This is a genomic window from Cellvibrio zantedeschiae (assembly GCF_014652535.1).
Classification (GTDB): domain Bacteria; phylum Pseudomonadota; class Gammaproteobacteria; order Pseudomonadales; family Cellvibrionaceae; genus Cellvibrio; species Cellvibrio zantedeschiae.
Map to the genome: position 1 here is coordinate 139789 of NZ_BMYZ01000002.1, position 24317 is coordinate 164105.

The window sequence follows — 24317 nt, forward strand, 5'->3', positions numbered from 1 at the left end:
TATGAATAATCAAACTATAAAAAATATTGTTGTTGTTGGTGGCGGTACTGCTGGCTGGATGACCGCAGCAGCACTTTCAAAAACGGTTGGTTGTCAGAATTACAATATTACTTTGGTTGAATCTGAACAAATTGGAACTGTAGGAGTAGGTGAGGCAACTATTCCTATGATTACCTTGTTCAACAACAATGTAATGGGATTTGACGAGCACGAATTTGTGCGCGAAACCAATGCAACTTTTAAGTTAGGTATTGAGTTTGTAAATTGGCGCAAACAGGGACACAGTTATTTCCATCCCTTCGGTTTGTTGGGCGTAGACATGGATGGCATTAGCTTCATGCATTATTGGCTGCGTTGGCAAAAGGCCGGCGGCACTTTGGATTATTCAAAGTTCAATGCTGAAACTGAAGCCGCTCGTGCATTTAAATTTATGCACACCCCGCCGCAAATGGGCGCTAAGTTAATGCCCGATATCAATTACGCTTACCAATTTGACGCGAGCCTTTATGCAGTTTATTTGCGTAAGCATGCTGCAATGAATGGCGTAAAACGTATTGAAGGAAAAATTAACGAAGTAAAACAAGATCCGACATCGGGATTTATCCAGGCTGTCGTTCTTGAAAATGGCGAACAAATCCAGGGTGATCTTTTTATTGATTGCTCGGGCTTTAGAGGTTTGCTGATTGAGCAAACACTTAAGGCCGGTTATGAGGACTGGAGTCATTGGTTGCCAGTGAATCGTGCTCTTGCTGTCCCTTGTGAAAGCGCTGGTGAATTACTTCCTTACACGCGTGCCACCGCACAAGAGGCGGGCTGGCAATGGCGTATACCCTTGCAGCATAGAACGGGTAATGGTTATGTTTATTCCAGCGAATTTATTAGTGATGAAGACGCTAGAACCAAGCTTTTGGAGCGATTGGATGGTAAGCCTCAGGCAGAGCCAAAACCGCTGCGTTTCGTTACGGGTATGCGTAAAAAATGCTGGGAAAAAAATTGCATCGCCATGGGTTTGGCAAGCGGTTTTCTTGAGCCACTGGAATCAACCAGTATCCATTTGGTACAAGTTTCAATTTCAAAATTGTTAACCATGTTTCCAAAAGACGGCTTTAGCGATGTTTTGATTAACCGCTATAACAAGGAAATGGAATTCGAATATGACAACATCAAAGACTTTTTGATTGCGCATTACAAAGTTACTGAGCGCGAAGATACTCCGTTCTGGCGTTACGTAAAAAATATGTCGATACCGGATTCTCTGGCAGAAAAGCTCGAAATTTTTAAAACGCGCGGTGAAGTTATGGCGCGGCAGTCAGAGTTGTTTAAAGAGACGAGCTGGTTTGCAGTATTGGCTGGCCAGGGCTTAATGCCAGAGGGATACCATCCTATTGCGGATTCTATCTCAGAAGATGAATTGCGTTTGCGTTTAACAAAAATTCGCACTGGTGTGCAAAATAGAGTTAATAGCATGCCGAACCATGCTGATTATATTCGCGAAAATTGTAGATCGGTAATGAGCAAGCTTTAGGGTTTGGTTAACATCTTCGCTAAATTATTGCCGAAGGTTTTAATGGCATCCGGCAGCATAGTGCCAAGGATGCCACGTCTTTTCTCCGGCAAATGTTCACCTATGTCACCGTTGGCTTCAAACACATAATGTTCAAACATAGTGTGCCAAGCATCGCGATGGTGTTGCGGCATATTTTTAACAGCTAGCATTGCGTGGAATAAAGCATTGCGCGGGTCAACTGGCTGATTGTCTATTCCTCCCCACCAATAATTCATTAGTGCATTCACGCTTTCTAGCGAACGTACGTGGTGCCACCATAGGTAAGGAATAAAAATTGCGTCGCCCGGTTCCAGTTCGGTGAATAATGCGGCTTCTTCTGCCTGTTTAAATTTTGGATATTTTTCGTAGTCTGGCTGGTCGAAATTTACCATGCTAATTGCTGCGCCTGCGGGCGTAGATTCAAATGGCCCGACATACAAATTCGCAACTTGTTCTGGAGGAAACAAGGTAAATCGTCTGCGGCCTGCGAGACAGCAGGCAATATTTTCTGATGGGTCATAATGTGCCGCAACAATTCCTCGGCCACCAATCCAAATTCGTGGTTCAACCTCGCCGAGTAATGACAGACGGTTTTCAATTTCTACACCTGGTATGTAATGCGGGATTTTTACCGACTGTATTGCCAATGCAGGGGGAGGATTGTCGTCTGCATGCTCCAATAAATAATCCAGTGATGTGGAAAGCTTTGCTTGTCCTGCTCTGAAGTTAAGGCCACTCATATCCGCGTTATAAAAAAAACGGCCCTTAATCGACGGTGGTCCGTAAGCGGTATTGATGTCATAGCCGCGATCAAAACGTTTTAAATAATTGCAAAATTCCTGTGCGCCCGCTTTGCCCGCCTTAACCATGGGCCAATCATTTACCAGACCGCGCATAACGAGTGGTTTGCCAGCAGGCAAAATTTCATTGTGAAATTTATCAAAACTGATGCTGCTAACTTCTTCAATTTTTTTATACATAATTTTCTGACAGCTTAGAGAGGAACAGTTAACCGAATTATACTCAGTCTACTACGGGAGTGGAGTTATTTGGATAAGCTGAGTGACATAGGTTAATAAAAAGACTAATAAAAAAGGCCAATCAATATTCAGGTTGATTGGCCTTTGGGTTGCGGAGGATAAAACTATTTTGCTTCCGTAGCACAACCTTTTTCGCCATCTGGCAATCGTAGTAAGCGAACCTCTGCAATACTAATACCCAATTTTCCGTCGGTGCTGATAACAAAAGGACCGTTTACTTTAGAGATATCAAAGCCATCTTTAAGTAAACAGTTCAATGGAATAGGGACTGTCGTCCATTGATCTTTTGGAAGATCTTTTAATGTTTTCCCCAAGTGTATTTCGCTACGGCAGGGCCAACCACAATCCATTCCGAAGGTAACATCTTTATTGGGTTTCATGTCCAGGCGAATATCAAGCGCGAGCGCACCTTCATTTTTGAAATTGCTGAGATCAATTGCGGAACCATAAAGTGCAATAACCCCTTTTACTTCTTTGCGTGGGGACCAGGAAATCTTTATTGCATCTCCCTGGCCGGCTTTGTCCGTGGGTTCTACAGAAATTTTCCCGCTCGCAGACGTGGCCTTGCGTGTTGCATCAACCGGTGTAGACCAGTTTTCAGGATCGCCTAGCTGAAAGCCCCAGCCACTTACGGCTTTGCCTTCGTGGATATACATAATTTTGGGGTTAATGGCGGGCGTTGTATTTTGTGCGTGAACTAAAGAAACATTACAGAAAAAAATTGCTGCGATGAAAAGAAAGCCTTTCACGATGCAAGGTTTGGCTGCAGACATAACTTTTACCTCTTTGTTATTAATTATTAGTAAGATTTATATGTAAATCATTTATCATATTTGCAAAGAGGGTGACAATTGTCAAATGCCTGAAAGTTCTTAGGCTGTTTGTGAGAGTTAATAAATGTAAAAGCCCGGCTTTTGGCCGGGCTTTTTGTTTTTTTGCTTTCAAAAAGAATTATTTTTTGAAGGCGCTGAGCGTTTGGATGGTGCCGTCTGGATTGTAGTGAAGTTCAGCAACCTTCACGCTGCGCAAATGAGTTTGGCCGCCTGAGAGTGAGCTGTCGTGGTAGAACAAATACCATTTGCCTTGGAATTCAACAATGGAATGGTGGTTGGTCCAGCCTAACACTGGTTCTAACACTACACCTTGGTAAGTGAATGGGCCGTAAGGATTATCGCCAATCGCATAAGCGATGTTGTGGGTGTCGCCCGTAGAGTAAGAGAAATAATATTTGCCGTTGTATTTGTGCATCCATGATGCTTCAAAGAAACGACGGCTGTTATCGCCATTAGTCAAAGGCTTGCCATCTTTATCGACAATTTGTAGGTCGCGCGGCTTTTCAGAGAAGCTCAGCATGTTGTCTTTCAGCTTGGCAACTTTTGGAGAAAGTGCGGGCTTATCATTTTCTGGATAAGTATCTGCGGGATTGTAAGTGCCTGTTGCCCAGCGTTGCAATTGGCCGCCCCAGATACCCCCAAAATACATGTAGTGGCTGCCATCTGAATCTTTGAATACAGCTGGGTCGATACTGAAGCTGCCTTCAATGGGAGTAGGTTCTGCTTTGAATGGGCCCACGGGTGAATCGCTCACGCCTACGCCAATGTGGAAAATATCCTGCTTATCTTTAACCGGGAAATACAAATAGTATTTGCCATTTTTTTCTGCAGCATCAGGTGCCCAAAGTTGGCGGCCAGCCCATGGAATATCTTTGATGTTGATGGCTTCGCCGTTATCTTTTACTTCGCCGCCAACGCTATCCATTGAAAGAACATGGAAATCTTTCATGTCGAAGTGGTCGCCATTGTCATTTTGCGGAACGCCGGATTCGATATCGTGTGATGGATAAACGTAAATTTTCCCATTAAAAACATGAGCAGATGGGTCTGCAGTATAAATATTGGTAACCAGTGGTTCTGAAACTAATTCTGGTTTTTTCTCAGCAGGCGCAGGAGCTGCGCTAGCGGGTGCAGGCTCAGTGGCAGCAACGGGGGCTTCAGCTTCTTTCTTTTGACAGCCAAAAAGAATTGAACTGGCAATCACGCTCGCCAAGGTAAGTTTGTGGAAATTCTTCATGTTTGACCTCTTTCGTTGTTTTTAAATTGTTGGAATTATTAATTTTTACCAGTGCCACAGAGTGCCATCTTCCAAACGATTCACCGGTAAGCAGGCACGTTGGTAGGGATACTTTGCAGCGAGTGCTTCATCAATATCAACACCATGGCCTGGGGCTTCGCCTGGCGTGAAAAATCCATCTTTAAATTCGTAAGCATGTGAAAAAACTTGTTCGGTTAATTCGTTGTGTGCCATGTGTTCCTGAATACCAAAGTTAGGCACCCAGTAATCAAAATGCAAAGCGGCGCCCATACATACCGGTGACAAATCTGTTGCACCGTGGAAACCCGTACGCACATTAAACAAGCTGGCAAAATCAGCGATGCGACGCACGTGGCTGATACCACCCGCATGCACAATTGTAGTACGTATATAGTCAATCAACTGGTTTTGAATTAATTCGCGACAATCGTGAATGCTGTTAAACACTTCGCCAACGGCAATTGGCGTGGTGGTGTGATGGCGAATTAATTTGAAGGATTCCTGATTTTCTGCCGGTACGGCATCTTCCATCCAGAACAAGCGATAGGGCTCCAGATCTTTACCGAGGCGCGCTGCTTCAATCGGCGTTAAGCGGTGATGTACGTCATGCAATAAATGAATTTCATTGCCAAATTCTTTGCGTACAGCGGCAAATAACTCAGGCACAAAATTTAAATATTTTTCTGTTGACCACACTTCGGTTGAAGGCAAATCAGAATCAGCTGGTTCGTAATTTTTTTGCGAAGTAGATACACCGTAGGTTTTTGCAATGCCGGGAATACCGGATTGCACACGAATCGCTTTGTAGCCTTTGGCTTTAGCTTTTGCGACGGCTTCCAGCGTAGATTCCAAGTCCTTTCCGTTGGCGTGGGTGTAGGCGAGAATACGATCGCGACTGCGGCCACCCAATAATTGATAGAGCGGCATGTTGGCCGCTTTGGCTTTAATGTCCCAGAGCGCGACATCAATCGCAGCGAGTGCAGTCATACCGACCGGGCCGCGACGCCAGTAAGCACCGCGATAAAAAAATTGCCAAATATCTTCGATTTGTTGCGGGTCGCGTCCGATAAGCGCAGGAACTAAATAATCTTCCAGGTAGGACACAACGGCTTTTTCGCGACCATTAAGTGTTGCATCACCAATTCCGTAGATACCTTGGTCGGTTACAATTTTCAGGGTTACAAAATTTCTGCCGGGGCAGGATACAATGACTTTCGCTTCAATAATTTTCATCGATACTACTCAATAACCTACGACTAATTGGTATAAAAAAGGGTAGCAGAATCACTACCCATAGGAGTTTTCTAAACTGCTGCGCCTATATTAATGCACGCGAGGACTTTCCACAGGTCCTAAATAGCTTGGCAACAAGCCACCAGTATTCAGGACAATTCTCTCAAGCGTAACACCCGGATCAACCGCGTAAATACGCACACTATGTTCACCCGCTTTGGCGACCGAGTGCTGGCTCGTAATCTTACGCATATCACTGCGAACTGACTCTTCCCAAGCTGCGTCACTCATATCATTTACGATGTTAATGATTTGAGGTTCTTCGTCGTCAATCGCAATGGCGTAGCGCAAGCCGCGCCCTGGTGTAAACGGCCAGGAAGGCGCAAAAATACTATCCACGCTCAGCTTACCAGGGGTAAACAAATAGACCTTGTATTCCAAAAACGGTGCCGCGTTAAGGTCGGTAAATGATTTATCCGAAATCGGAAATACCGACATGGAAGACAAATTGCGCCCATGTTCCGGAATTTTTTCCCACCCATAGCCTGCTACCGATTGCGCTTTGCTGTAGTGCTCGGCTTCCACGGCGACATAGCCATCTGCCTCGACAAACCCCTTGAAGCCTTTAGGAACAGGTTCATTGTTGATGGCGCTGACTTTAATTGATGCTCCACCCCAACCGGTACCACTGATAGTTACTTTCCCCGTTGCTAAACCTTTGGGAGCTTTGCTCCAATCAATGCTCACCTGGATTTTTTGGGTTGCATCTACTTGTATACTAGTATATCCAACTTTTATCCATGGGTCGCTAATTTTGGTAGAAAATTTAAAAGATTCCGTACCTTTGTTAAAAACCTCGATGGTACGAGTTTGTTGGCCGTAGCGGTCAAAGGTTGGCAATTCATAGGCGCTTTTATGGGGCCAAGCGGATGAAGATTGCTGAGGCCAGGCTGCGGAGTAACCCTCAATAGCGACACCCATATCCGCCGCATTGTGAGGTTGTGCATCGTAGAGTAATGGCATGGTGTTGGCGGGTGGATTATTCCAATGGGTGTAACCAATATGGGTTTGATCCATAAAGTGTTCCCATTTGCCCTTGCTCAGTTCAGTATCAAATTGTTTTTGTAATGCGGCGTCAGCTTTAAATAATTCGCGGGCTTTGGTGGCGTAATCGTTAGCGTTGGCTCGACCTTGCTCCGCGTACAAATGATTCTTGCCAACCATGTCATAAAGCTCTGTCACTATGGCGCTGGCTTTGGTCGGATGCAACACTAATTGAAAGAATGCATCCTTCGATTCCGCTGGTATTTTGGTGTAGAGATTTTCTGCTTTTGCACGCAGGTTAGTGATATTCGCTGTAACGCGGTCGGCTTCGTTGTAATTTAATTGGCTATATACCTTCTCATCTTGCAGCTCCGGTTTTCTGCGTAAATTGTGGCGCGTATAGCCGGTCATAATTTCTGCAATTTCTGGTGCGTATTGTTTACCAAATTCACGCTCAGCCCATAGCTTTCCAAATTCCGGAATACGCTCTTTGGGCCATTGTTCTGGGTTCCATGCTAACCGCAGGAAATATTCGATGGGATATTCCATGGGTTTTAAATCGCCCACATTTACGATCCAGATTTTTTTTGCATCATAGTGGTAGGCGAGATTCATTTGCTCCCAAATTTTGGAGATAGAAATTGTATTTATCCAACGGTAAGAGCGTGGGCCGCCGACATAATCAAAGTGATAATAAACTCCGGCACCACCAGCGCGTTTGCGTTCTTCCTGGGTGGGAAGCCTGCGAATATTCCCCCAATTGTCATCGCACCACAGCAAGGTTATATCGTCGGGCACTCGCATGCCGCGCTCGTAAAATCCTTGAACTTCTTTGTAAAGCGCCCACACTTGCGGAACTTCAGCAACTTTTTCTTTGCCGAAAACATTGCCTAAAATTTCACGTTGATCGTGGACAATACGTTCGAGCAATTGAATATTTTCACCTTCGCTCATGGGTTCGTCTTGCTGGCCGCGCATACCAACGGTGTAAATACTTTCGTAATCTTTATTGCGCTTAACGCCAGCAGTCCAAAAGTCGTAAAGATTTTTTGGGTTTTTAGAATATTCCCACGGGCCGCTACCGTGTCGGTTCCATTCTTTGTCGGCGCGCATCATGGGCTCATGATGAGAAGTGCTCATCACAATGCCGTATTCGTCGGCAAGAATCATGTTTTGAATATCATCATCGGCAAAGGCGTTGTTCCACATGGCGGGCCATAAAAAATTCGCCTTTAAACGCAGCAGCAATTCAAACACTTTCTCGTAGAACTCGTGGTTGTAATTGCCGTGATTTTTCTTCACCCAATTGGTGAGGGCGGGGGCCTCGTCGTTGAGGAAAATGCCGCGATATTTCACTTTCGGCATTTCTTGCACGAAGGTATTTTTAGCGACATAAATAGCGCTTTTCTTTTTAACAGGAACATCTGCCCACCAATACCAGGGTGAAACGCCGATTTGTTCCGCCAGATCATAAACGCCAAAAGTCGTACCGCGTTTATTACTACCGACAATCACTAAAGCTTGTTTAATATTTGCTGATGGATTTTGAACAACCGAGATTTGGTAGGCATCCCACTGATCTTTGATTCCGCTAACATTAATTTTTTTCTGCGCAACTAAATCATCAATCAATTGGCTGTGACCAAGCGTGCCTATGATGACTGCCTGATTTTTCAAATCATTTGCAGTTTGAATCAGTGATGGTTTTTGCGCGCTCACTTTTTCAATATCAACTTGCAGATTTTTTACTGCTCGCTGCACCCCGGGGTAGTCCCGGCTATCGACATAGAGACTTGCCGTGCTCGTTGGCGTGGCGAGTGTTAAGTCACCCGTCTTGGCAGATGTGCTGATATAGGATTTTTCACCCAATGCGAAGCTTGAAGAAGCGGTGCACAAAAGCAGCACGCCGAGCCCCAAGCGCGCGCACAAAGATTTATAAGAGTTCATGATTTATTGCCTTCTATTAACTGCGGTGGCACCAGCGGTTCCCGGTTATTTGGTTTCAGTACGCACATGCATTCCCAAATAAGTTCCTGTAAACCCACCAGCGATCTCTGTGCTTAGCAATTTGGCGTCCGCTCCTTGTAATATATTGATGCGTTTCCCAGCTTTGTTGTGATAATAAAAATCTATTTTGCCTGCATCGCCTTCGGTACCCAGAACAATATTTTTATCCAGGTCTTTTTTAGTGAGACTTGTGCTAGCGATAATTTTTGAAGAGTTTTCCTTGGTTGTTTGCTCAACAAATAACGTGTACTGGTCTGCCTTGCGTTGAACGCCAAAATAGTAATTGGCTTGATGACTTTGGAATGCGGCAATGCCAGCAGAGATACCATCTTCGTCGGGCAATTTTAATGTGGTTTGTGCATCAAAATGCATGTGCTGTTGGCGGCGGCCAATAAACGCAGGTTGCGCTAAACCGGAAAGACGATTGTCCACGGCATTGATGGTGATGTTTTTCTTTTCTGGATTTAATTTATACCAATCAGTTTCAACGGTGCCTAAAGTATTCCAGTCCGTTAATAATTTGTTGGTAGTGAATTTATCTTTCCACACAAAATTGCCTGTGGTTGCCTGCGAGGCAGCTGTGGACTTTTCTGTGCGTGGTGCAGCTAAGCGGTAAGGAACTTCTTTGCCGTTTTCCAAAATGCTTGGCCATTCATTTTTCCAGGTTACTGGTAGCAAGAATGTTTCGCGGCCGGTGTTGAAGAATTTTTTATCGTATGAACGTGTACCTAAAAACACCGCCCACCATTCGCCTTCTTTGGTTTGCACAAAATCAGCGTGGCCAACCGTAGTAATTGGATTGTCGCGGCCATCATCAAGTCCGCGTTGTGTAAGGATTGGGTTATTTTCGTAAGGAACAAATTTATCTTTCAAGCTGCGCGCGCGGAAAATTACTGCCGAGTGATCAAATGAGGTGCCGCCTTCTGCGCACAACAAATAATACCAGCCGTTAATTTTGTAAATGTGCGGCCCTTCAATCCATACAGGTTTTTTAGAAATATCGGTGCCACCGTTAACAATAAGACGGCCAGAGTTTTTAACGACGGTTTTGGTTTTTAAATCAAATTCCCACTGCCAAATGGCGCGATGCCCCTGATAAAGCGGTTCGCCAATGGGGTTTTCATTGTGGGTGATGTAAACACGACCATCGTCATCAAAAAAGATGTCGGGGTCAATACCACCTATTTCAGGTAATTCAATTGGATCTGACCAGGGGCCTGCGGGATTGGTTGCGGTCACTAAAAAATTTCCACGCACATCCACCAAGGTGGTAATCATGTAAAACACACCATCGTGAAAGCGTATTGTAGGTGCGTATATACCGCGCGATACACGTTGGTTTTTTAAGGGTAATTGTTTTGGGGTGACCAATACGTGGCCAAGGGATTCCCAATGCACAAGGTCTTTACTGTGGAAAATAGGCACGCCGGGCGAATAGGAAAATGATGAATTAACGAGGTAATAATCATCGCCTGCGCGCGTAATACTTGGATCGGGAAAGAAGCCTGCGAGAATCGGGTTTTGGTATTCACCTTTCGCTAAAGGCTGGGAAAAAATAGCGTCCTTACCCTCGTAGGTAAAGTCATAAAAAGTGGCTGATTTTTCGGCGGCGCAAAAGCCGCTGAGCGTTAATAAAAATCCGCCAGCGAGTGAGGATAAGGGTGATAATTTCATAGGCTTGTCCTGAAGTTTTTTTATTAAATAAAAATCGCTGGCTCTTTTAAAAACTAAAGAGGCCAGCGATTCAGGTACAGCCTTTAAAAATTAAAGATTGGTACAGGCTGTACCGGTTAAACCATCCGCAAAACCGCGCAGTGCAGGTTTGTCGTTGTAGTTGTTGTCGAACAACAAGGGCCACGCAAGTGCTTGACCGTTATATTGTGAAGTTGCACTGGTTAACCAGGTGTTAGCGTCGGTAGTTCCCCACACGGTAATACCGCCACGCTGTGCTTCCGGAACCACTTCTTTGTAGCCCGCAACTATGTCGCAATAACGTTTCTTTTGAGCGAGAGCCGACGTGCTGGTGTATTGGGTTGCAGTACTGACAGACCAACCGCTGCTATAGGGATTGTTAATGGCAACATCCAACTCGGTAATTTTTACCTTCAAACCTTTATCAGCGATTTTTTTCATAGCCGCTTTAATGTTCTCGATGCTGGGGTAGTCCATAAACACGTGCATTTGGAAACCCACGCCGGTGATTGGAATGCTGCGCGCCTGGAAGTCCGTAACCATTTCAACGAGCTTGGTGGTTTTAGCATTGTTTTGGTCGATGTTGTAATCATTGTAGTAGAGATCTACATTCGCATCGGCCAATCTCGCCGCTTTAAATGCGCGCTCTATATAGACTGCGCTGTTGCCACTCTTCATGTAAAAAGTAGAGTCGGTTGAACGGAAAGTGGATGGTGAACCGTCAGTAAGCGCTTCGTTTACCACGTCCCAGCTGGTTACATTACCCTTGGCTTTGTAGTGGGTGACAATGGTGTTTACGTGAGTATCCAACATGGTCAAAAACTCATCCGAGGTGCCCGCCCAGTTTTTCATAAAGTTGGGGACTTGATAGCTCGAATGCCAGATCAATGCGTGACCGTGAATCTTGATGTCTTTTGATTTCGCGTAATCCACAAATGCATCCGCATTGGTGAAAGTGAAATCGCTTGCGTTGCCAGTATTGTTTGGATGCAAGTAACTCACCTTCATGATGTTGCCCGCAGTCATTTGGTTGAAGTGCTTTTCCACCACAGTTTGCTCAGCGGTGTTGGTGAGTATGTTATAGGCCGGAGCATCTGTATTGGATACGGAAACGCCAATCGGGAAGGTCGCCAAATCTTTCAGGTGCGCCACATTGGCAGCATAAGACGATGTGCTCGCTGAACTTGTAGCTGTAGAGCTGGAGCTTGATGTAGCGGGCGCCAAGGTTATTTTCGCGCTCTTGATGGTTACGGTGCCTGTTGGAGTTCCCTTTGCTTGAATACCCACTTGTACATCGTTTGCCGTTTGGTTGAAGCGATTATCGGTTTCGCTGATTGTACAAGTCACTTTGCTATCAGTGCCGGCGGTAAGCTCGCCGTTACCGCTCCAGCAATCCCATTCTCCCGCCCAGGTATTTTTAACCTGGGCATAGATTTGCAAATTGGCGCCACTGGCTTTGAATTCGCTGCTTACGTTTACCATCATCTCCACCGTTGCTTTTTCAAGCTGGGTGGGTTTGGCAACATCAAACACTGCGCCTACACCATCGCCACTTGCGGTGAAAACAACACCTTTGTCGTAGGTTACGCCTGAGTTTGTATTGGCGCCGGTTGAGTTGCCGCGCCAGCCAGTTGTCATATCGATTGTAAGCGTATTGCCAGAAGCGGCAGAGCTTGACGAGCTGGAGCTGCTAGTCGCTGCAACCGAACTGCTGGATGAGCTTGAGCTGGACGAACTGACCGAGCTTGATGAGCTCGATGAAGAACTGGAACTCACTGAACTACTACTTGTTGCTGCTGAGCTGCTGGTAGCGGGTGGTGTATCGGGGCCGCTGGACCCGCCTCCACCGCCGCCGCAGGCAGACACAATTAGGCTAAATGCTAGTAAAGGAACGAGGTTGATTGTACGCATGCTAACTCCATTATTTTTATGTATAAGTTGTGGTTCTAGTCAATTACACCATAAGTATGCGAGGCTTGTATAGGTTTGGATTTGGCAAAAGTGTAAGGATTTATTTACAAATTCCAGAGGCGTTTTTACCGAGTAGATTTTTATTTCGCCCATAAAAAAACCGCCCCTCTATCGCAGCAAGGGCGGTTTTTATGCGGTGGAAATGGAGGAAAATTAGCCTTCCATTTCTTCCAGTTTCACGCCTTTGGTTTCTTTCACCCACCAGATTACAAAGAATACTGAGAAGAGTGAGAAAGCAGCATAAATACTGTAGGCGCCTACCAAGCCGAGGCTTGATGCAAGCAGCATTGGGAAAGTCCAGGTGATCAGGAAGTTCGCTGCCCATTGTGCAAAACCGGCAATTGCCAAACCTGTACCACGGATTTGGTTAGGGAACATTTCACCCAACATGATCCATACAACTGGACCCCAGGAAAGGTTGAAGAAAATTACGTAGAGGTTAGCTGCAATCAGAGCGGTAACGCCCATGGTGCTGCTCAGGATTAAGTTGCCTTTGGCATCTACAGGTGCGCCCATAAATGCAAATGCAACCAACGCCAAGGTTACGGTCATGCCGATTGAGCCTACCAACAGCAATGGTTTGCGGCCAATCTTATCCACGAAGAAAAAGGTAATGAAGCAAGCGGCGATGGAAACAAGGCCTGAGCCTACGTTGATAAACAAGGAGTCATTTTCAGAAAAGCCAGCTGCTTGCCAGAGTACTGCACCGTAGTAGAAAACTACGTTAATGCCCACAAATTGTTGCAGCACAGCCAAGCCAACACCTACCCAAACGATTGGGCGGATACGGCCTTTGGTTTTATCAATTAAGTCAGAAAACGCTGGCTTGTGGTCATGAGCGATAGATTTGTAAATTTCATCTACGGTTTGTGCAGCAGCTTTAGCGCCATAGAGCTTGGTCAAAACACCTAAAGCTTTTTCTTTCTTGCCGCTGGCAACCAGGAAGCGTGGGCTTTCAGGAATTAACAACAAAGTAATCAAAAAGATAGCTGCGGGAATAATGCCTACCCAGAACATCCAGCGCCATGAGGCATATTCCATCCACAATGGCATGGTTGAACCTTTTACGTTGTTTTCTGTGATGTAAGCTTTACAGGCATCAGCAGCAATATTCGCAGTTGCACAAACTTCGTGGCTGGCGGTAGAAGCCAGGTAGTAGTTGCTAAGGAATGCAGCGGTTAAACCGGAAATGATCGCAATTTGCTGAATAGAGCTGAGTTTGCCGCGATATTCGGCAGGTACCAATTCACTAATATAAGCAGGGCAGATGATACTCGCAGCACCAATCGCCAGGCCGCCAATCAAGCGATAAATAACAAACTCAAGTGATGAGCTGGCGATGCCTGAACCCCAGGCAGATAGGATAAAGAGTGAAGCAGCAAGGATCAGAATGCCGCGACGACCATAGGTATCAGCCCATGAGCCTGCGAAGAATGCACCTACTGCACAGCCCAGGAGAATTGAGGCAACGTTAAAGCCTGTACCGGCAGATTCTGAATTGAACGCTATTTTCAATCCATCAACAGTGCCGTTGATTACGCCGCTGTCAAAACCAAACAAAAATCCGCCAATGGTGGCGATGATGCTGATAATAACGATAGAGGTCATGTTTCTTTCGCTGGAATCCAGTGAAATGCCGACCTCATTAGTAGAGGATGATGAATGCATGGTGACACCTGCTTTTTTAAATTATGGGTTTATTGAAATTATGTTTAACAAGCCGTTGGTTGGAGTCCCTTGCCAGGCACGCGCTGGTTAAAGGGATGCGCGACCATAACATAATGCCGGGTTTTTAGCATACGGTTCAGGTTGCAAAACTTGCTTATTCTCTAGTAGTTTTCGGCTATTTTGGCTGTGCTAGCGCACAATGATTCATAGACGCGAGATTATGGTAAACCAATATGGTTTAAATGACTATATGCTTGGTGGGGGAATTTGGTTGGTTGTATACAGGGAGCCAGAAGGCTCCTGTTAAGAAAAGTTTAGATCTCGAAAGAGAAGCCGCTTTCGGTCAAATGTTTATAGGCTTCTGCATCAAAACGGTAAAGATTGGCTGCGCGATGAGGTACACCCTGTTGCTTTTCGTTGCACGGCGTCAGCAAATCCATTTTCATGATTTTGCGGCGGAAATTAGGCTTATCCAATTTGGTATTGAGGATTGCTTCATAAAGCGCTTGCAGTTGGAGTAAGGTAAATTTTTCGGGTAACAGATTAAAGCCAATAGGCTGATGACAAACCTGATGACGCAAAAACTTCATGCCATAGTCAATAATTTCGGCATGGTCATAAATCAATTCGGGCAGGGCATTAACACTTTGCCAGCTCACGTCTGCAGCGCTTTGGCCGGCTACCAGCGAATAGTGTTCAGCACTGACCAATGCGTAGTAAGCAATAGTTACAACGCGCTCGGTCGGGAAGCGGTCAACGCGGCCAAAAGTTTTCAATTGTTCAAGATAAAGCTGTTTAACGCCGGTCAATTCTTCCAGTAAACGATAGGCTGCATCGCGCAGGTTTTCGTCATAACGAATCCATCCACCGGGAAGTGCCCATTTGCCCTGGTGCATAGGGTCAGTCTGTTTCACCAACAGAATTTTCAGCTCGTCGTTATCAAGGCCGAAAATCAGGTTGTCGATAGAAAGTGCCTTGATAACGTCATTTGGAGAGCGCAAAGGCTCGACATGGCTAATGGGTGGCGTCGCAGTATTTGACACAATGAGTTCCTAAGCGAATTGGCGTTAAACGGCTATTCTAAGAGCAATGAGTAATATTATTGTAAAAATGGCGCGAGATTCAGTATTGCACTGGACGCGCGGCCTCATTGTAACCATGATCATCTAATTGTCCATAAAAAATATAAGGCCAAAACCCCGATTTGCAGGCTTGTGGTCAATGAGACAATAAGATATGATATGCCTATCAAAAATAATAAGTATCCTAAGCTATGTTGTTTTTGCTAGCGAATGGAATTTGTTGCTCCTTATATACTCCACTGAAAGAGATTCATTATGTTGTTTCTAGGTATTGATGTTGGAAGCTCCTCCACCAAGTTATCTGTACTCGACGGTAAAACCGGGAAATGTGTAGGCGCTTTGTCCTATCCCGAAACCGAATTGGCGATTGCGAGCCCTGAAGTAGGCTTTGCGGAACAAGATCCGGAAGTTTGGTGGGATTGCATCCAAAAAGGTGCTGCCAAATTATTCGCAAGCGGTAAATTCGATAGCAAGCAAATCCAGGCGATTGGTATCTCTTACCAAATGCATGGTTTGGTCGTTGTTGATGCAGAACAAAAAGTATTGCGTCCATCCATTATCTGGTGCGACAGCCGCGCCGTTCCATTAGGAAATGCTGCCTTGGCAGAAATGGGTACGGATTATTGCTTTGGTCATTTATTGAATTCGCCCGGTAACTTTACCGCGGCAAAACTGCGTTGGGTGCAACAAAACCAACCAGAGATTTTTAGCAAAATTCACAAGGTTATGTTGCCGGGTGATTACATCGCCATGAAATTAACTGGCGAAATAACCACGACCGCTTCAGGTTTGTCTGAAGGTACTTTGTGGGATTTTAAAGAGCAACGCGTTGCTACTGAACTGTTAAACCATTGGGGAATTGACCCGGCAGTTATCCCTACAATTGTTCCAAGTTTTGGTGAGCAAGGCACAGTGCGCGCTGATATTGCAGTGGCCTTAGGTTTGGGCGCAAACGTAAAAGTTTGTTATCGCGGTGGCGATCAACCTAACAATGCATTTAGTTTAAACGTTTTGGAACCAGGTGAAGTTGCAGCAACGGCGGGAACCTCTGGCGTAATTTACGGTGTGACTGATAAACCTGCGGCTGATGTTGAATCTCGTGTGAATACGTTTTTACACGTTACCAGCACGGCAGAAAAAAATCGCAATGGTGTATTGGTTTGTGTAAATGGTTGTGGTCGCTTGTATTCGTGGTTGCGTCAAACCATTAGTGCTGCTGGCGCTACACCTTCCTATCCGGTATTAAACGGTTTGGCCGAACAAGTTGCGGTAGGTAGCGATGGTTTGGTTTTCCATCCTTTCGGCAACGGTGCAGAGCGAATTTTCCAAAATAAAAATCTGGGGGCGCAATTGCGCAATCTGGATTTCAATCGCCATGGTTTAGGCCACATGGTGCGCGCGGCGCAAGAAGGTATTGTGTTTTCGCTTAATCAAGGTTTCGACGTGTTGAAATCTTTAGGCGGCAGTTGCGATGTGGTGCGTGCGGGTAAAGGCAATATGTTTTTGAGTGATGTTTTCACGCAAGCATTTGCCAATACTACACAAGCCGCTGTGGAATTATATGAAACGGATGGTGCCGAAGGTGCTGCGCGTGCAGCTGCTTTAGGTGTTGGTTTTTACGCTTCGCAAAAAGAAGCCTTTGGTGGCTTGACGCGTTTAGGTGTGATTGAACCCAATAGTAATTTACTGGCGCAGTATCAAGATGCGTATCAACATTGGGTGGCCCTTTTGCCTGCGGAGTAATTGTTGGGTACTTACAAAATAACGGAATAAATTTAAGAAATTAAATTGGTTAAATGTTTCAGAAATAGTTTTTAGAAAATCAAAGTTGTTTAAATCTTTAAAGAAAATTAAGAGGTTAAAATTATGAGTATTGTTCTTGGTGGCAAAGAATATTTTCCTGGTGTCGGTAAAATCGCTTTTGAAGGCGCTGATTCCGATAATCCATTAGCATTCAAATATTACGATGAAAATCGTGTTGTTGCTGGCAAGACTATGAAAGAGCATTTCAAGTTTGCTACTTGCTACTGGCACACTTTCAACGGCGCTGGTCACGATCCATTCGGTCCAGGCACCAAAATTTTCCCATGGTCTTCTACTACTGATGCGGTAGGCCGTGCGCGTGAGAAAATGGATGCTGCATTTGAATTCATTACCAAAATCGGCACTCCTTACTACTGCTTCCACGATATCGACTTGATCGATGAAGGCGCAACTCGTGCAGAAACTTCAAAGCGTTTGCAAACCATCGTTGAATACGCAAAAGAGAAACAAAAAGCATCTGGCGTGAAATTGTTGTGGGGCACAGCAAACCTGTTCTCTAACCCACGTTACATGAACGGTGCTTCTACTAACCCTGATTTCAACGTAGTGGCATACGCTGGTGCGCAATTGAAAGATGCCTTGGATGCAACCATCGCATTGAACGGCGAAAACTATGTATTCTGGGGCGGTCGTGAAGGTTACATGAGCTTGCTCAACACCGACATGAAGCGCGAACAAGAGCACATGGCTCGTTTCCTGACTATGGCTCGTGATTACGCACGTGGCCAAGGCTTTAAAGGTGTGTTCTTCATCGAACCAAAACCAATGGAGCCTTCAAAGCACCAATACGATTTCGATGCTGAAACTGTAATTGGTTTCTTGCGTCACCACGGTTTGGACAAAGACTTCAAACTCAACTTGGAAACTAACCACGCTACTTTGGCTGGCCACACTATGTGCCACGATATGCAAGCAGCTGCAAACGCTGGCATGTTGGGTTCATTGGACGCTAACCGCGGCGATTACCAAAACGCATGGGATACCGACCAGTTCCCATACAACATCAACGAAACTGTTGAAATGATGTTGGTGTTGTTGCGCAGCGGCGGTTTGCAAGGTGGTGGTGTTAACTTCGATGCGAAAGCTCGTCGTAACTCTCCAGACTTTATCGATTTGTTCTACGGCCACATTGGCGGTATGGATACATTTGCACGCGCATTGTTGATTGCTGACGATTTGTTGCAAAAATCTCCATTAGAGAAAATGCGCAAAGAGCGTTACTCATCATTTGATTCAGGTAACGGTGCTGCTTACGAACAAGGTAAATTGACTCTGCAACAATTGGCTGACATTGGTAACGCTGGCGGTGAAGTTGTACTGCAAAGTGGTCGTCAAGAGTTGTACGAAAACACCATCAACCGTTACATTCGTTAATACTTTCGTTAATAAATGTTAGCCAGGTTTAGCAATGCTAAATTTGGCTAGGCGATTGATGTAAGATAGCTGCCAGTCAGGCGGGCGAAAGCTCGAACGACTGGCAGTTTTTATTTGTGGCCTTAATTTTTTAATAATAACTCTCAGCTGTAAAAACCATCTCAGTTTCCAGCTGTATAAATTTATCAGGCAAACACTATGAAAAAACAACACACAAAAATATTAATGTCGCTCATGATTGCTGCAGTTAGTGCAAGCATGAGTTTAATTGCACTTGCAGAAACTCCACTTTATAAAGATTCAAAACAACCCACTGATGCCCGCGTTAAAGATTTGCTTGGGCGCATGACGTTGGAAGAAAAAGTCGCGCAACTTGAAACTGTGTGGGAAAAAAGAAAGCAACTGGAAACCGATAGCGGTGAATTTACCAGTGAGCATGCAAAAGAATTTTTAAGCCTTGGAATCGGAGAGGTAGCACGTCCCGCAGAAAATAAAAAAGCGCCCAATAAATCTGTATTGCAAACCGCATTGTTTACCAACGCGATTCAAAAATGGGTGCTGGAAAATACGCGCTTGGGAATTCCCGTTCTTTTTCACGAAGAAGCGCTTCACGGTCATGCTGGCCGTAACTCTACCAGTTTCCCGCAAGCCATAGGTTTGGCGAGCACCTGGGATCCAGAGTTGGTTCAACAAATATCTTCAACTATTGCCCAAGAAGTTCGTGTGCGCGGAGCGCAGCAGGTGCTTGCACCAATTCTCGATGTGGCGCGCGACCCGCGCTGGGGTCGAATTGAAGAAACTATGGGCGAAGATCCATATCTGATTGCGGCTATGGGTGTATCCTCCGTTAAAGGTTTTCAAGGTGGCGAGAGTGGTGTTGCTAAAACACATGTTGCAGCAACCTTAAAACATTTGGCCGGACACGGTGAGCCAACAGGAGGTTTAAATACCGCACCTGCCCCAATTGGCGAGCGTGGCTTGCGTGAAATTTTCTTATTTCCTTTTGAAGCGGTTGTTAAGTTATCTCATCCGCGTAGCGTGATGGCTTCGTACAACGAAATAGATGGTGTTCCTTCACATTCCAACGGAAAAATGTTGAATGGAATTTTACGCGGCGAGTGGGGTTTTGATGGATTGTTGGTTAGTGATTATTTCGCAATCAATGAATTGGTTAATCGCCACAACCTGGCTGCAACTCGTAAAGATGCTGCTTTAATTGCGTTTAATGCAGGTGTTGATATCGAGACGCCTGACGCAGATTCTTACCCCTATTTAATTGATTGGGTTAAAGAAGGAAAAATTACTAATCAACAACTTGATACAGCCGTTGCACGCGTTCTGCGTGAAAAATTTACCTTGGGGTTATTTGAAAATCCCTATGTTAAAACTAAAGGTGTTGATGAGTTTGTTGGCAATCCAAAGCATCGTGCACTCGCACAACAAGCGGCTGAAAAAACAATTGTGTTGTTGAAGAATGATAAAAATATTCTTCCGCTTGATATCAAGAAATTGAAATCCATAGCCGTTATCGGTCCACATGTTAATGAAACCTTGCTTGGTGGATACAGCGATGTTCCCAAGCAAACCGTAAGCATATTGCAAGGCATCAAAGAATATGTGGGTGCCAAGGTACAAGTGAATTATGCGCAAGGTACGTTAATTACGTTGGATAAATGGACTCCAGGTGCTGATTCAGTTGCCGCTAATAGCCGCTCAAAAGAACGCTGGAATACTGACAAAGTAGAATTGGCGACGCCTGCAGATACCAAAGGTATGATCGAAGAAGCAGTCGCCGCTGCACAAAAAAGTGATGTTGCCTTAGTGGTTGTTGGTGATAACGAAGCGACTTCGCGTGAAGCTTGGGCTGAGAATCATTTGGGCGATCGCACCGATTTAAATTTAGTGGGGCAACAGCAAGAATTGGTAGACGCGGTGCTCGCAACGGGAAAACCAACGATTGTTTTACTTAATAACGGCCGCCCTTTATCCATCACAAAAATTGCCGCAACAGCACCTGCGATTCTTGAAGGGTGGTACCTTGGCCAGGAAACCGGCCGTGCGGTTGCGCGAGTTTTGTTTGGTGATGTAAACCCCGGTGGTAAATTACCAGTGAGTATTGCGCGTTCGGTTGGTCATTTGCCGGTTTATTACAATTACAAACCAGCAGCAAAACGTGGATATGAATTTACTGAAACGACTCCGCTTTATCCGTTTGGATATGGTTTGAGTTACACCACATTTAGCTATTCAAATTTCAGTATTAATAAAACTGAAGCCAAAGCCGGTGATTCGGTTGATGTAAGCGTAACAGTAACCAACACAGGCGCACGCGCAGGTGATGAAATTGTTCAGTTATATACACATGATGCAGTCGCAAGTTTGACTCGCCCTGTAAAAGAGCTGAAAGGTTTTAAACGTATTAATTTAAAACCAAAGGAATCAACGGTAGTGACTTTCAGTCTTGCGGTTAATCAATTGGGTTTTTACAACACTGATATGAAATATGTTGTAGAGCCAGGCAAGATCGAAGTCATGGTAGGTTCTTCATCTCAGGATATTCACGGCAAAGGTGAATTTAATGTGACAGGTGACGTTACTGATATTAGCCAACAAAAAGTTTATTTCAGCGGCGTTAAGGTTGCGAAGAAATAATATGTGGTTCCAGTTCCAGTTCCAGTTCCAGTTCTAGTTCTGAAATGAAAAAACCGCAGTTTAGCTGCGGTTTTTTCTGGGGCTCATTTAAGCATTTGTCAGCGCTTTTGGCTTCCAGCCACTTGAGGTTAATACGCCAGCTAACACTAATAACATTCCCAATACCTGCACCGCATTCGGAATCGAGCCGAATGCAAGGCTCACGAGCAATGTGAAAACAGGTACCAAATTAAACGCTATAGCAGATTTTTCTGGCCCAAGAAAAAATACACCGCGCAGCCAATAAATATATGCCAACACAGAACCACACACACCCATGTACATTAAAATACTGTGAGTCTGAAGTGATAGTTGTCCAATTGCATTAAACGGCTGCTCGATAACGATTGCTGCAATGATAAGTGCGATTGCTCCAATACTCACTGTCCAGCGCGCAAATTGTAAGGGTGGAATATGTGGCGCAAATTTTTTGGAGCCGACGCTATAAAGGCTCCATACTCCGCAGGCAAGTAACATCCATAAGTCACCTATCGCTGTGTGCAACATGCTGAAGTGCCCGCCGGTAATAACAAAAGTCACACCAATAAATGCGATTAGCATACCGATATATTGGTAAAGACGAATTTTTACGTTCAATAATAGGACGGATAAAAGCGTAGAAACCAATGGCGATAATGCCATGATCAAGGCCGCGTTGAGTGCGGATGTAGTATGAAGCGCGGTAAAAAAAGCGTAATTAAATCCAAAGACACCTATCACACCGAGTGGAACTAAAATAAAAGCGTCACGTTTTGAAAGTTGTGATTCGGCAGCGCCAAAAAAAAAGCGAATAGCCCAGAAAAGCACCAGTGCAATAGCAAAACGCTCTGCCGCAGCGGTTAAAGGTGTGACGTCAGCCGCAACGGCATGCCCCGCGTTGAAATTGCTGCCCCAAAAAAAAGTGCTGGCAATAACCATTAACCAAATATGGCTTGATTTTAATTCCATTGGTTTACTCTACTGGTATAAATTCTACAAGACCGTCATTATAGGGCTAAGCCAGAGACAAGATGTAGTGACGTTTGTCCCCAATGTTCCCGTGCGAGTGTTAACAGGATAAATAATGATACAAGCAGATAATTTTAAGTTTGCGGATTATTGCAAGCGCATAGCGTTTTTCGGTGACGCGCGAGCTGATCTTGCGACCTTAACAGCCTTGATGCGAGGCCAGTTGTTTAATGTGCCGTTCGAGAATTTGGATGTTCAAGCCGGAAAATTGGTATCCATTGAGCCACAGAATATAGTCAATAAAATTGTTTACCACCCGCGGGGCGGTTATTGCTATGAAGTGAATAGTTTGTTCGCGATGGCATTGGCAGAATTGCAAATAGATTATGATTTGATCGGTGCACGCCCTATGTTTTATCCAACTCGCTGGCCGAAAACCCATATGGTTGTAGTTGCTAAACTAGCAGGTGAGTCTTATCTGTGTGATGTTGGATTTGGTAGCTTTGGCCTGCGAATTCCTTTTCCGTTGAGCAAGATAAATCAGATCGTACAGCAAGATGATGATTATTTTAAATTGTTGTGTGAGGATGGCAAAAACTACATCTTGCAAGCCTTGGTAGATGGCGAATGGGTTAGCCAGTTTGAATTTGATTTGTATCCGCATGACTTGTTGGATTTTATCCCGGCCAACTATTTTAATTCCAAAAATCCAGATACCGTTTTTGTGCAAAAATTGTTGGTCGTGAAGCATAATCCACGCGGGCGAAAAATTTTATTGGGCACGCGGTTAAAAACAATAGAGCAGGGCATAACAAAATTGGAAGATTATGCTTTGCAAGATATCCCCCTATTATTAAAACAAGAGTTTGGCATTATTCAGTAATATCTTTCATTTATTTAAGGAAATTCTATGAGGCTTTTAAAAATATTTTCTATCATTATTTTAATGTGCAGCTCTTATGTATACGCGGGTCCATACACCGATGGAATGGCAAAGTGTTTGGTTAAAAACACTACCCAACAAGACAAAGAAAATTTAATCAAATGGATATACGCTGCTATGTCAGCGCACCCCAGTGTTAAATCACTGAGTAATGTTTCCAATAAGCAAGGTGAAGCATTTAACAAGAATATTGGCGAGCTCACGATAGAGTTGCTGACCCAGCGTTGCAAATTTGAAACCCAGGAGGCCTTGAAGAACGAAGGTGAAGGTGCAATAAGAACCAGCTTTCAAATTCTTGGCCAAGTGGCGATGCAGGAGCTTATGGGAAATTCGGAAGTTGCAAAATATATATCTGGAATAGCTAATTCTGTTGACAAAAAATCTTTAGAAGAGGCTTTCGGTAAAAAAGCATCGGTACCAGAAACGTCTACACCTGCGCCTGAAAAATCAGCCGAAGCAGAAAAAGCCGATTCTGCAGAAAAAGCTAAATAGTGATCTCAGGCTAGATTATGAAAAACTTCACCGAAATTGATCCATTCAATCCTGAGCTAGTTGCTGCGCGCAAACGTGCGAAGCTGTTGTGTCAGCAGTTGAATGCCCTGCGTGCTGATCAGCACAAAGCGCGCAAGCCGATATACAAAGAATTATTTGGCAAGGTATCTAGTGCGTACATTGAACCCAATTTTTTTTGCGACTACGGGAAAAACATTTTTCTGGGCGAAAGTTTTTACGCTAACCACAATTGCGTGATTCTGGATGTGGGCGAAGTGCATATTGGGAATCGGGTATTGTTTGGTCCAAATGTACAAATTTACGGCACAACCCATCCATTGGACCCGATTGAGCGTGCCAGTGGTAAGGAATTCTGCGCCCCCATTGTTATTGGCGACGATTGCTGGATTGGTGGGGGCGCCATTATCCTCGCAGGTGTGACTATTGGTAAGGGGAGCGTTATAGGAGCTGGCAGTGTGGTAACGGGTGATATCCCGGAGGGGGTTGTGGCTGTTGGTAATCCTTGTCGGGTAATAAAGCCGATCCAATAACCTTCGCCTGAAGCTAAAAAAACATTTCTTAATTTACGTCAACTTGTATGCAAGTGCTATAGTTAGTGCCTGAGATAAAAATGATCAGTATTTAAATCAACTCATGGCGAGCTACATCGC

17 protein-coding genes are annotated in these 24317 nt (G+C 44.8%); 7 read left to right on the plus strand and 10 right to left on the minus strand.

The features are described 5' to 3' along the window. Position 1: 1 nt before the first annotated feature. Positions 2-1525 carry a tryptophan halogenase family protein gene (locus IE104_RS11400; protein WP_189418658.1) on the plus strand — a complete coding sequence of 508 codons (1524 nt, stop codon included), beginning with the start codon at positions 2-4 and terminating at the stop codon, positions 1523-1525. On the opposite strand, the gene IE104_RS11405 is transcribed toward IE104_RS11400, so the two are convergent. The 9 genes from IE104_RS11405 to IE104_RS11445 all read right to left on the minus strand — a co-directional run bounded on the left by IE104_RS11405 (position 1522) and on the right by IE104_RS11445 (position 15335). Continuing rightward, the gene (locus tag IE104_RS11405; RefSeq protein WP_189418660.1) at positions 1522-2526 is read right to left on the minus strand and encodes a cupin-like domain-containing protein; all 1005 of its coding nucleotides are present in this window, start codon (positions 2524-2526) and stop codon (positions 1522-1524) included. The two genes, IE104_RS11400 and IE104_RS11405, sit on opposite strands and share 4 nt — an antisense overlap. A 164-nt stretch (positions 2527-2690) precedes the next feature. Beyond that, on the minus strand, positions 2691-3359 hold the full coding sequence (locus IE104_RS11410) for a putative glycoside hydrolase (protein WP_189418661.1): 669 nt from the start codon (positions 3357-3359) through the stop codon (positions 2691-2693). Positions 3360-3537: 178 nt separating this feature from the next. Next, positions 3538-4656, minus strand: coding sequence for a glycoside hydrolase family 43 protein (locus IE104_RS11415; RefSeq protein WP_189418663.1), 1119 nt, complete (start codon positions 4654-4656; stop codon positions 3538-3540). Positions 4657-4701: 45 nt separating this feature from the next. Continuing rightward, on the minus strand, positions 4702-5910 hold the full coding sequence (gene manD, locus IE104_RS11420) for a D-mannonate dehydratase ManD (protein WP_189418665.1): 1209 nt from the start codon (positions 5908-5910) through the stop codon (positions 4702-4704). Positions 5911-6000: 90 nt separating this feature from the next. Beyond that, on the minus strand, positions 6001-8901 hold the full coding sequence (locus IE104_RS11425) for a glycosyl hydrolase 115 family protein (protein ID WP_189418667.1): 2901 nt from the start codon (positions 8899-8901) through the stop codon (positions 6001-6003). Positions 8902-8946: 45 nt separating this feature from the next. Beyond that, a complete protein-coding gene (locus IE104_RS11430) occupies positions 8947-10635 on the minus strand; it encodes a glycoside hydrolase family 43 protein (protein ID WP_189418669.1) in 1689 nt (562 codons plus the stop codon). Between the two features lie 90 nt (positions 10636-10725). Further along, positions 10726-12564, minus strand: coding sequence for an endo-1,4-beta-xylanase (locus IE104_RS11435; RefSeq protein ID WP_189418671.1), 1839 nt, complete (start codon positions 12562-12564; stop codon positions 10726-10728). 213 nt (positions 12565-12777) lie between these two features. Then, the gene (locus tag IE104_RS11440) at positions 12778-14292 is read right to left on the minus strand and encodes a sugar porter family MFS transporter (RefSeq protein ID WP_373298489.1); all 1515 of its coding nucleotides are present in this window, start codon (positions 14290-14292) and stop codon (positions 12778-12780) included. 314 nt (positions 14293-14606) lie between these two features. Beyond that, positions 14607-15335 carry an NUDIX hydrolase gene (locus IE104_RS11445; RefSeq protein ID WP_189418673.1) on the minus strand — a complete coding sequence of 243 codons (729 nt, stop codon included), beginning with the start codon at positions 15333-15335 and terminating at the stop codon, positions 14607-14609. 294 nt (positions 15336-15629) lie between these two features. On the opposite strand from IE104_RS11445, the gene IE104_RS11450 reads away from it, so the two are divergent. From IE104_RS11450 to IE104_RS11460, 3 genes are all read left to right on the plus strand, one after another. Beyond that, complete coding sequence (locus IE104_RS11450) at positions 15630-17117, plus strand: xylulokinase (RefSeq protein ID WP_189418675.1); 1488 nt, start codon at positions 15630-15632, stop codon at positions 17115-17117. Positions 17118-17240: 123 nt separating this feature from the next. Continuing rightward, on the plus strand, positions 17241-18572 hold the full coding sequence (gene xylA, locus IE104_RS11455) for a xylose isomerase (protein ID WP_189418677.1): 1332 nt from the start codon (positions 17241-17243) through the stop codon (positions 18570-18572). Positions 18573-18770: 198 nt separating this feature from the next. After that, positions 18771-21224, plus strand: a complete 2454-nt coding sequence (locus IE104_RS11460; RefSeq protein WP_189418679.1) for a glycoside hydrolase family 3 N-terminal domain-containing protein — start codon at positions 18771-18773, stop codon at positions 21222-21224. Positions 21225-21311: 87 nt separating this feature from the next. Here IE104_RS11460 and IE104_RS11465 read toward each other — a convergent pair whose 3' ends face one another. After that, a complete protein-coding gene (locus IE104_RS11465) occupies positions 21312-22211 on the minus strand; it encodes a DMT family transporter (RefSeq protein WP_189418681.1) in 900 nt (299 codons plus the stop codon). 115 nt (positions 22212-22326) lie between these two features. On the opposite strand from IE104_RS11465, the gene IE104_RS11470 reads away from it, so the two are divergent. The 3 genes from IE104_RS11470 to IE104_RS11480 are packed head-to-tail and all read left to right on the plus strand — an operon-like array spanning position 22327 to position 24197. After that, positions 22327-23094 (plus strand): arylamine N-acetyltransferase family protein, encoded by a 768-nt coding sequence (locus tag IE104_RS11470; RefSeq protein WP_229837860.1) that lies wholly within the window; start codon positions 22327-22329, stop codon positions 23092-23094. 27 nt (positions 23095-23121) lie between these two features. Further along, entirely contained in the window at positions 23122-23646 is a 525-nt protein-coding gene (locus IE104_RS11475) for a hypothetical protein (RefSeq protein WP_189418683.1), read from the plus strand. A 17-nt stretch (positions 23647-23663) separates the two neighbouring features. Further along, positions 23664-24197 (plus strand): sugar O-acetyltransferase, encoded by a 534-nt coding sequence (locus IE104_RS11480; protein WP_189418685.1) that lies wholly within the window; start codon positions 23664-23666, stop codon positions 24195-24197. The last annotated feature ends 120 nt before the right edge of the window (positions 24198-24317 follow it).

Excerpts from the sequence above, each read along its gene's own strand:
- IE104_RS11400 (WP_189418658.1), top strand. The coding sequence starts at position 2 with ATGAATAATCAAACTATAAAAAATATTGTTGTTGTTGGTGGCGGTACT.
- IE104_RS11405 (WP_189418660.1), bottom strand. The coding sequence starts at position 2,526 with ATGTATAAAAAAATTGAAGAAGTTAGCAGCATCAGTTTTGATAAATTT.
- IE104_RS11410 (WP_189418661.1), bottom strand. The coding sequence starts at position 3,359 with ATGTCTGCAGCCAAACCTTGCATCGTGAAAGGCTTTCTTTTCATCGCA.
- IE104_RS11415 (WP_189418663.1), bottom strand. The coding sequence starts at position 4,656 with ATGAAGAATTTCCACAAACTTACCTTGGCGAGCGTGATTGCCAGTTCA.
- manD (WP_189418665.1), bottom strand. The coding sequence starts at position 5,910 with ATGAAAATTATTGAAGCGAAAGTCATTGTATCCTGCCCCGGCAGAAAT.
- IE104_RS11425 (WP_189418667.1), bottom strand. The coding sequence starts at position 8,901 with ATGAACTCTTATAAATCTTTGTGCGCGCGCTTGGGGCTCGGCGTGCTG.
- IE104_RS11430 (WP_189418669.1), bottom strand. The coding sequence starts at position 10,635 with ATGAAATTATCACCCTTATCCTCACTCGCTGGCGGATTTTTATTAACG.
- IE104_RS11435 (WP_189418671.1), bottom strand. The coding sequence starts at position 12,564 with ATGCGTACAATCAACCTCGTTCCTTTACTAGCATTTAGCCTAATTGTG.
- IE104_RS11440 (WP_373298489.1), bottom strand. The coding sequence starts at position 14,292 with ATGCATTCATCATCCTCTACTAATGAGGTCGGCATTTCACTGGATTCC.
- IE104_RS11450 (WP_189418675.1), top strand. The coding sequence starts at position 15,630 with ATGTTGTTTCTAGGTATTGATGTTGGAAGCTCCTCCACCAAGTTATCT.
- xylA (WP_189418677.1), top strand. The coding sequence starts at position 17,241 with ATGAGTATTGTTCTTGGTGGCAAAGAATATTTTCCTGGTGTCGGTAAA.
- IE104_RS11460 (WP_189418679.1), top strand. The coding sequence starts at position 18,771 with ATGAAAAAACAACACACAAAAATATTAATGTCGCTCATGATTGCTGCA.
- IE104_RS11465 (WP_189418681.1), bottom strand. The coding sequence starts at position 22,211 with ATGGAATTAAAATCAAGCCATATTTGGTTAATGGTTATTGCCAGCACT.
- IE104_RS11470 (WP_229837860.1), top strand. The coding sequence starts at position 22,327 with ATGATACAAGCAGATAATTTTAAGTTTGCGGATTATTGCAAGCGCATA.
- IE104_RS11475 (WP_189418683.1), top strand. The coding sequence starts at position 23,122 with ATGAGGCTTTTAAAAATATTTTCTATCATTATTTTAATGTGCAGCTCT.
- IE104_RS11480 (WP_189418685.1), top strand. The coding sequence starts at position 23,664 with ATGAAAAACTTCACCGAAATTGATCCATTCAATCCTGAGCTAGTTGCT.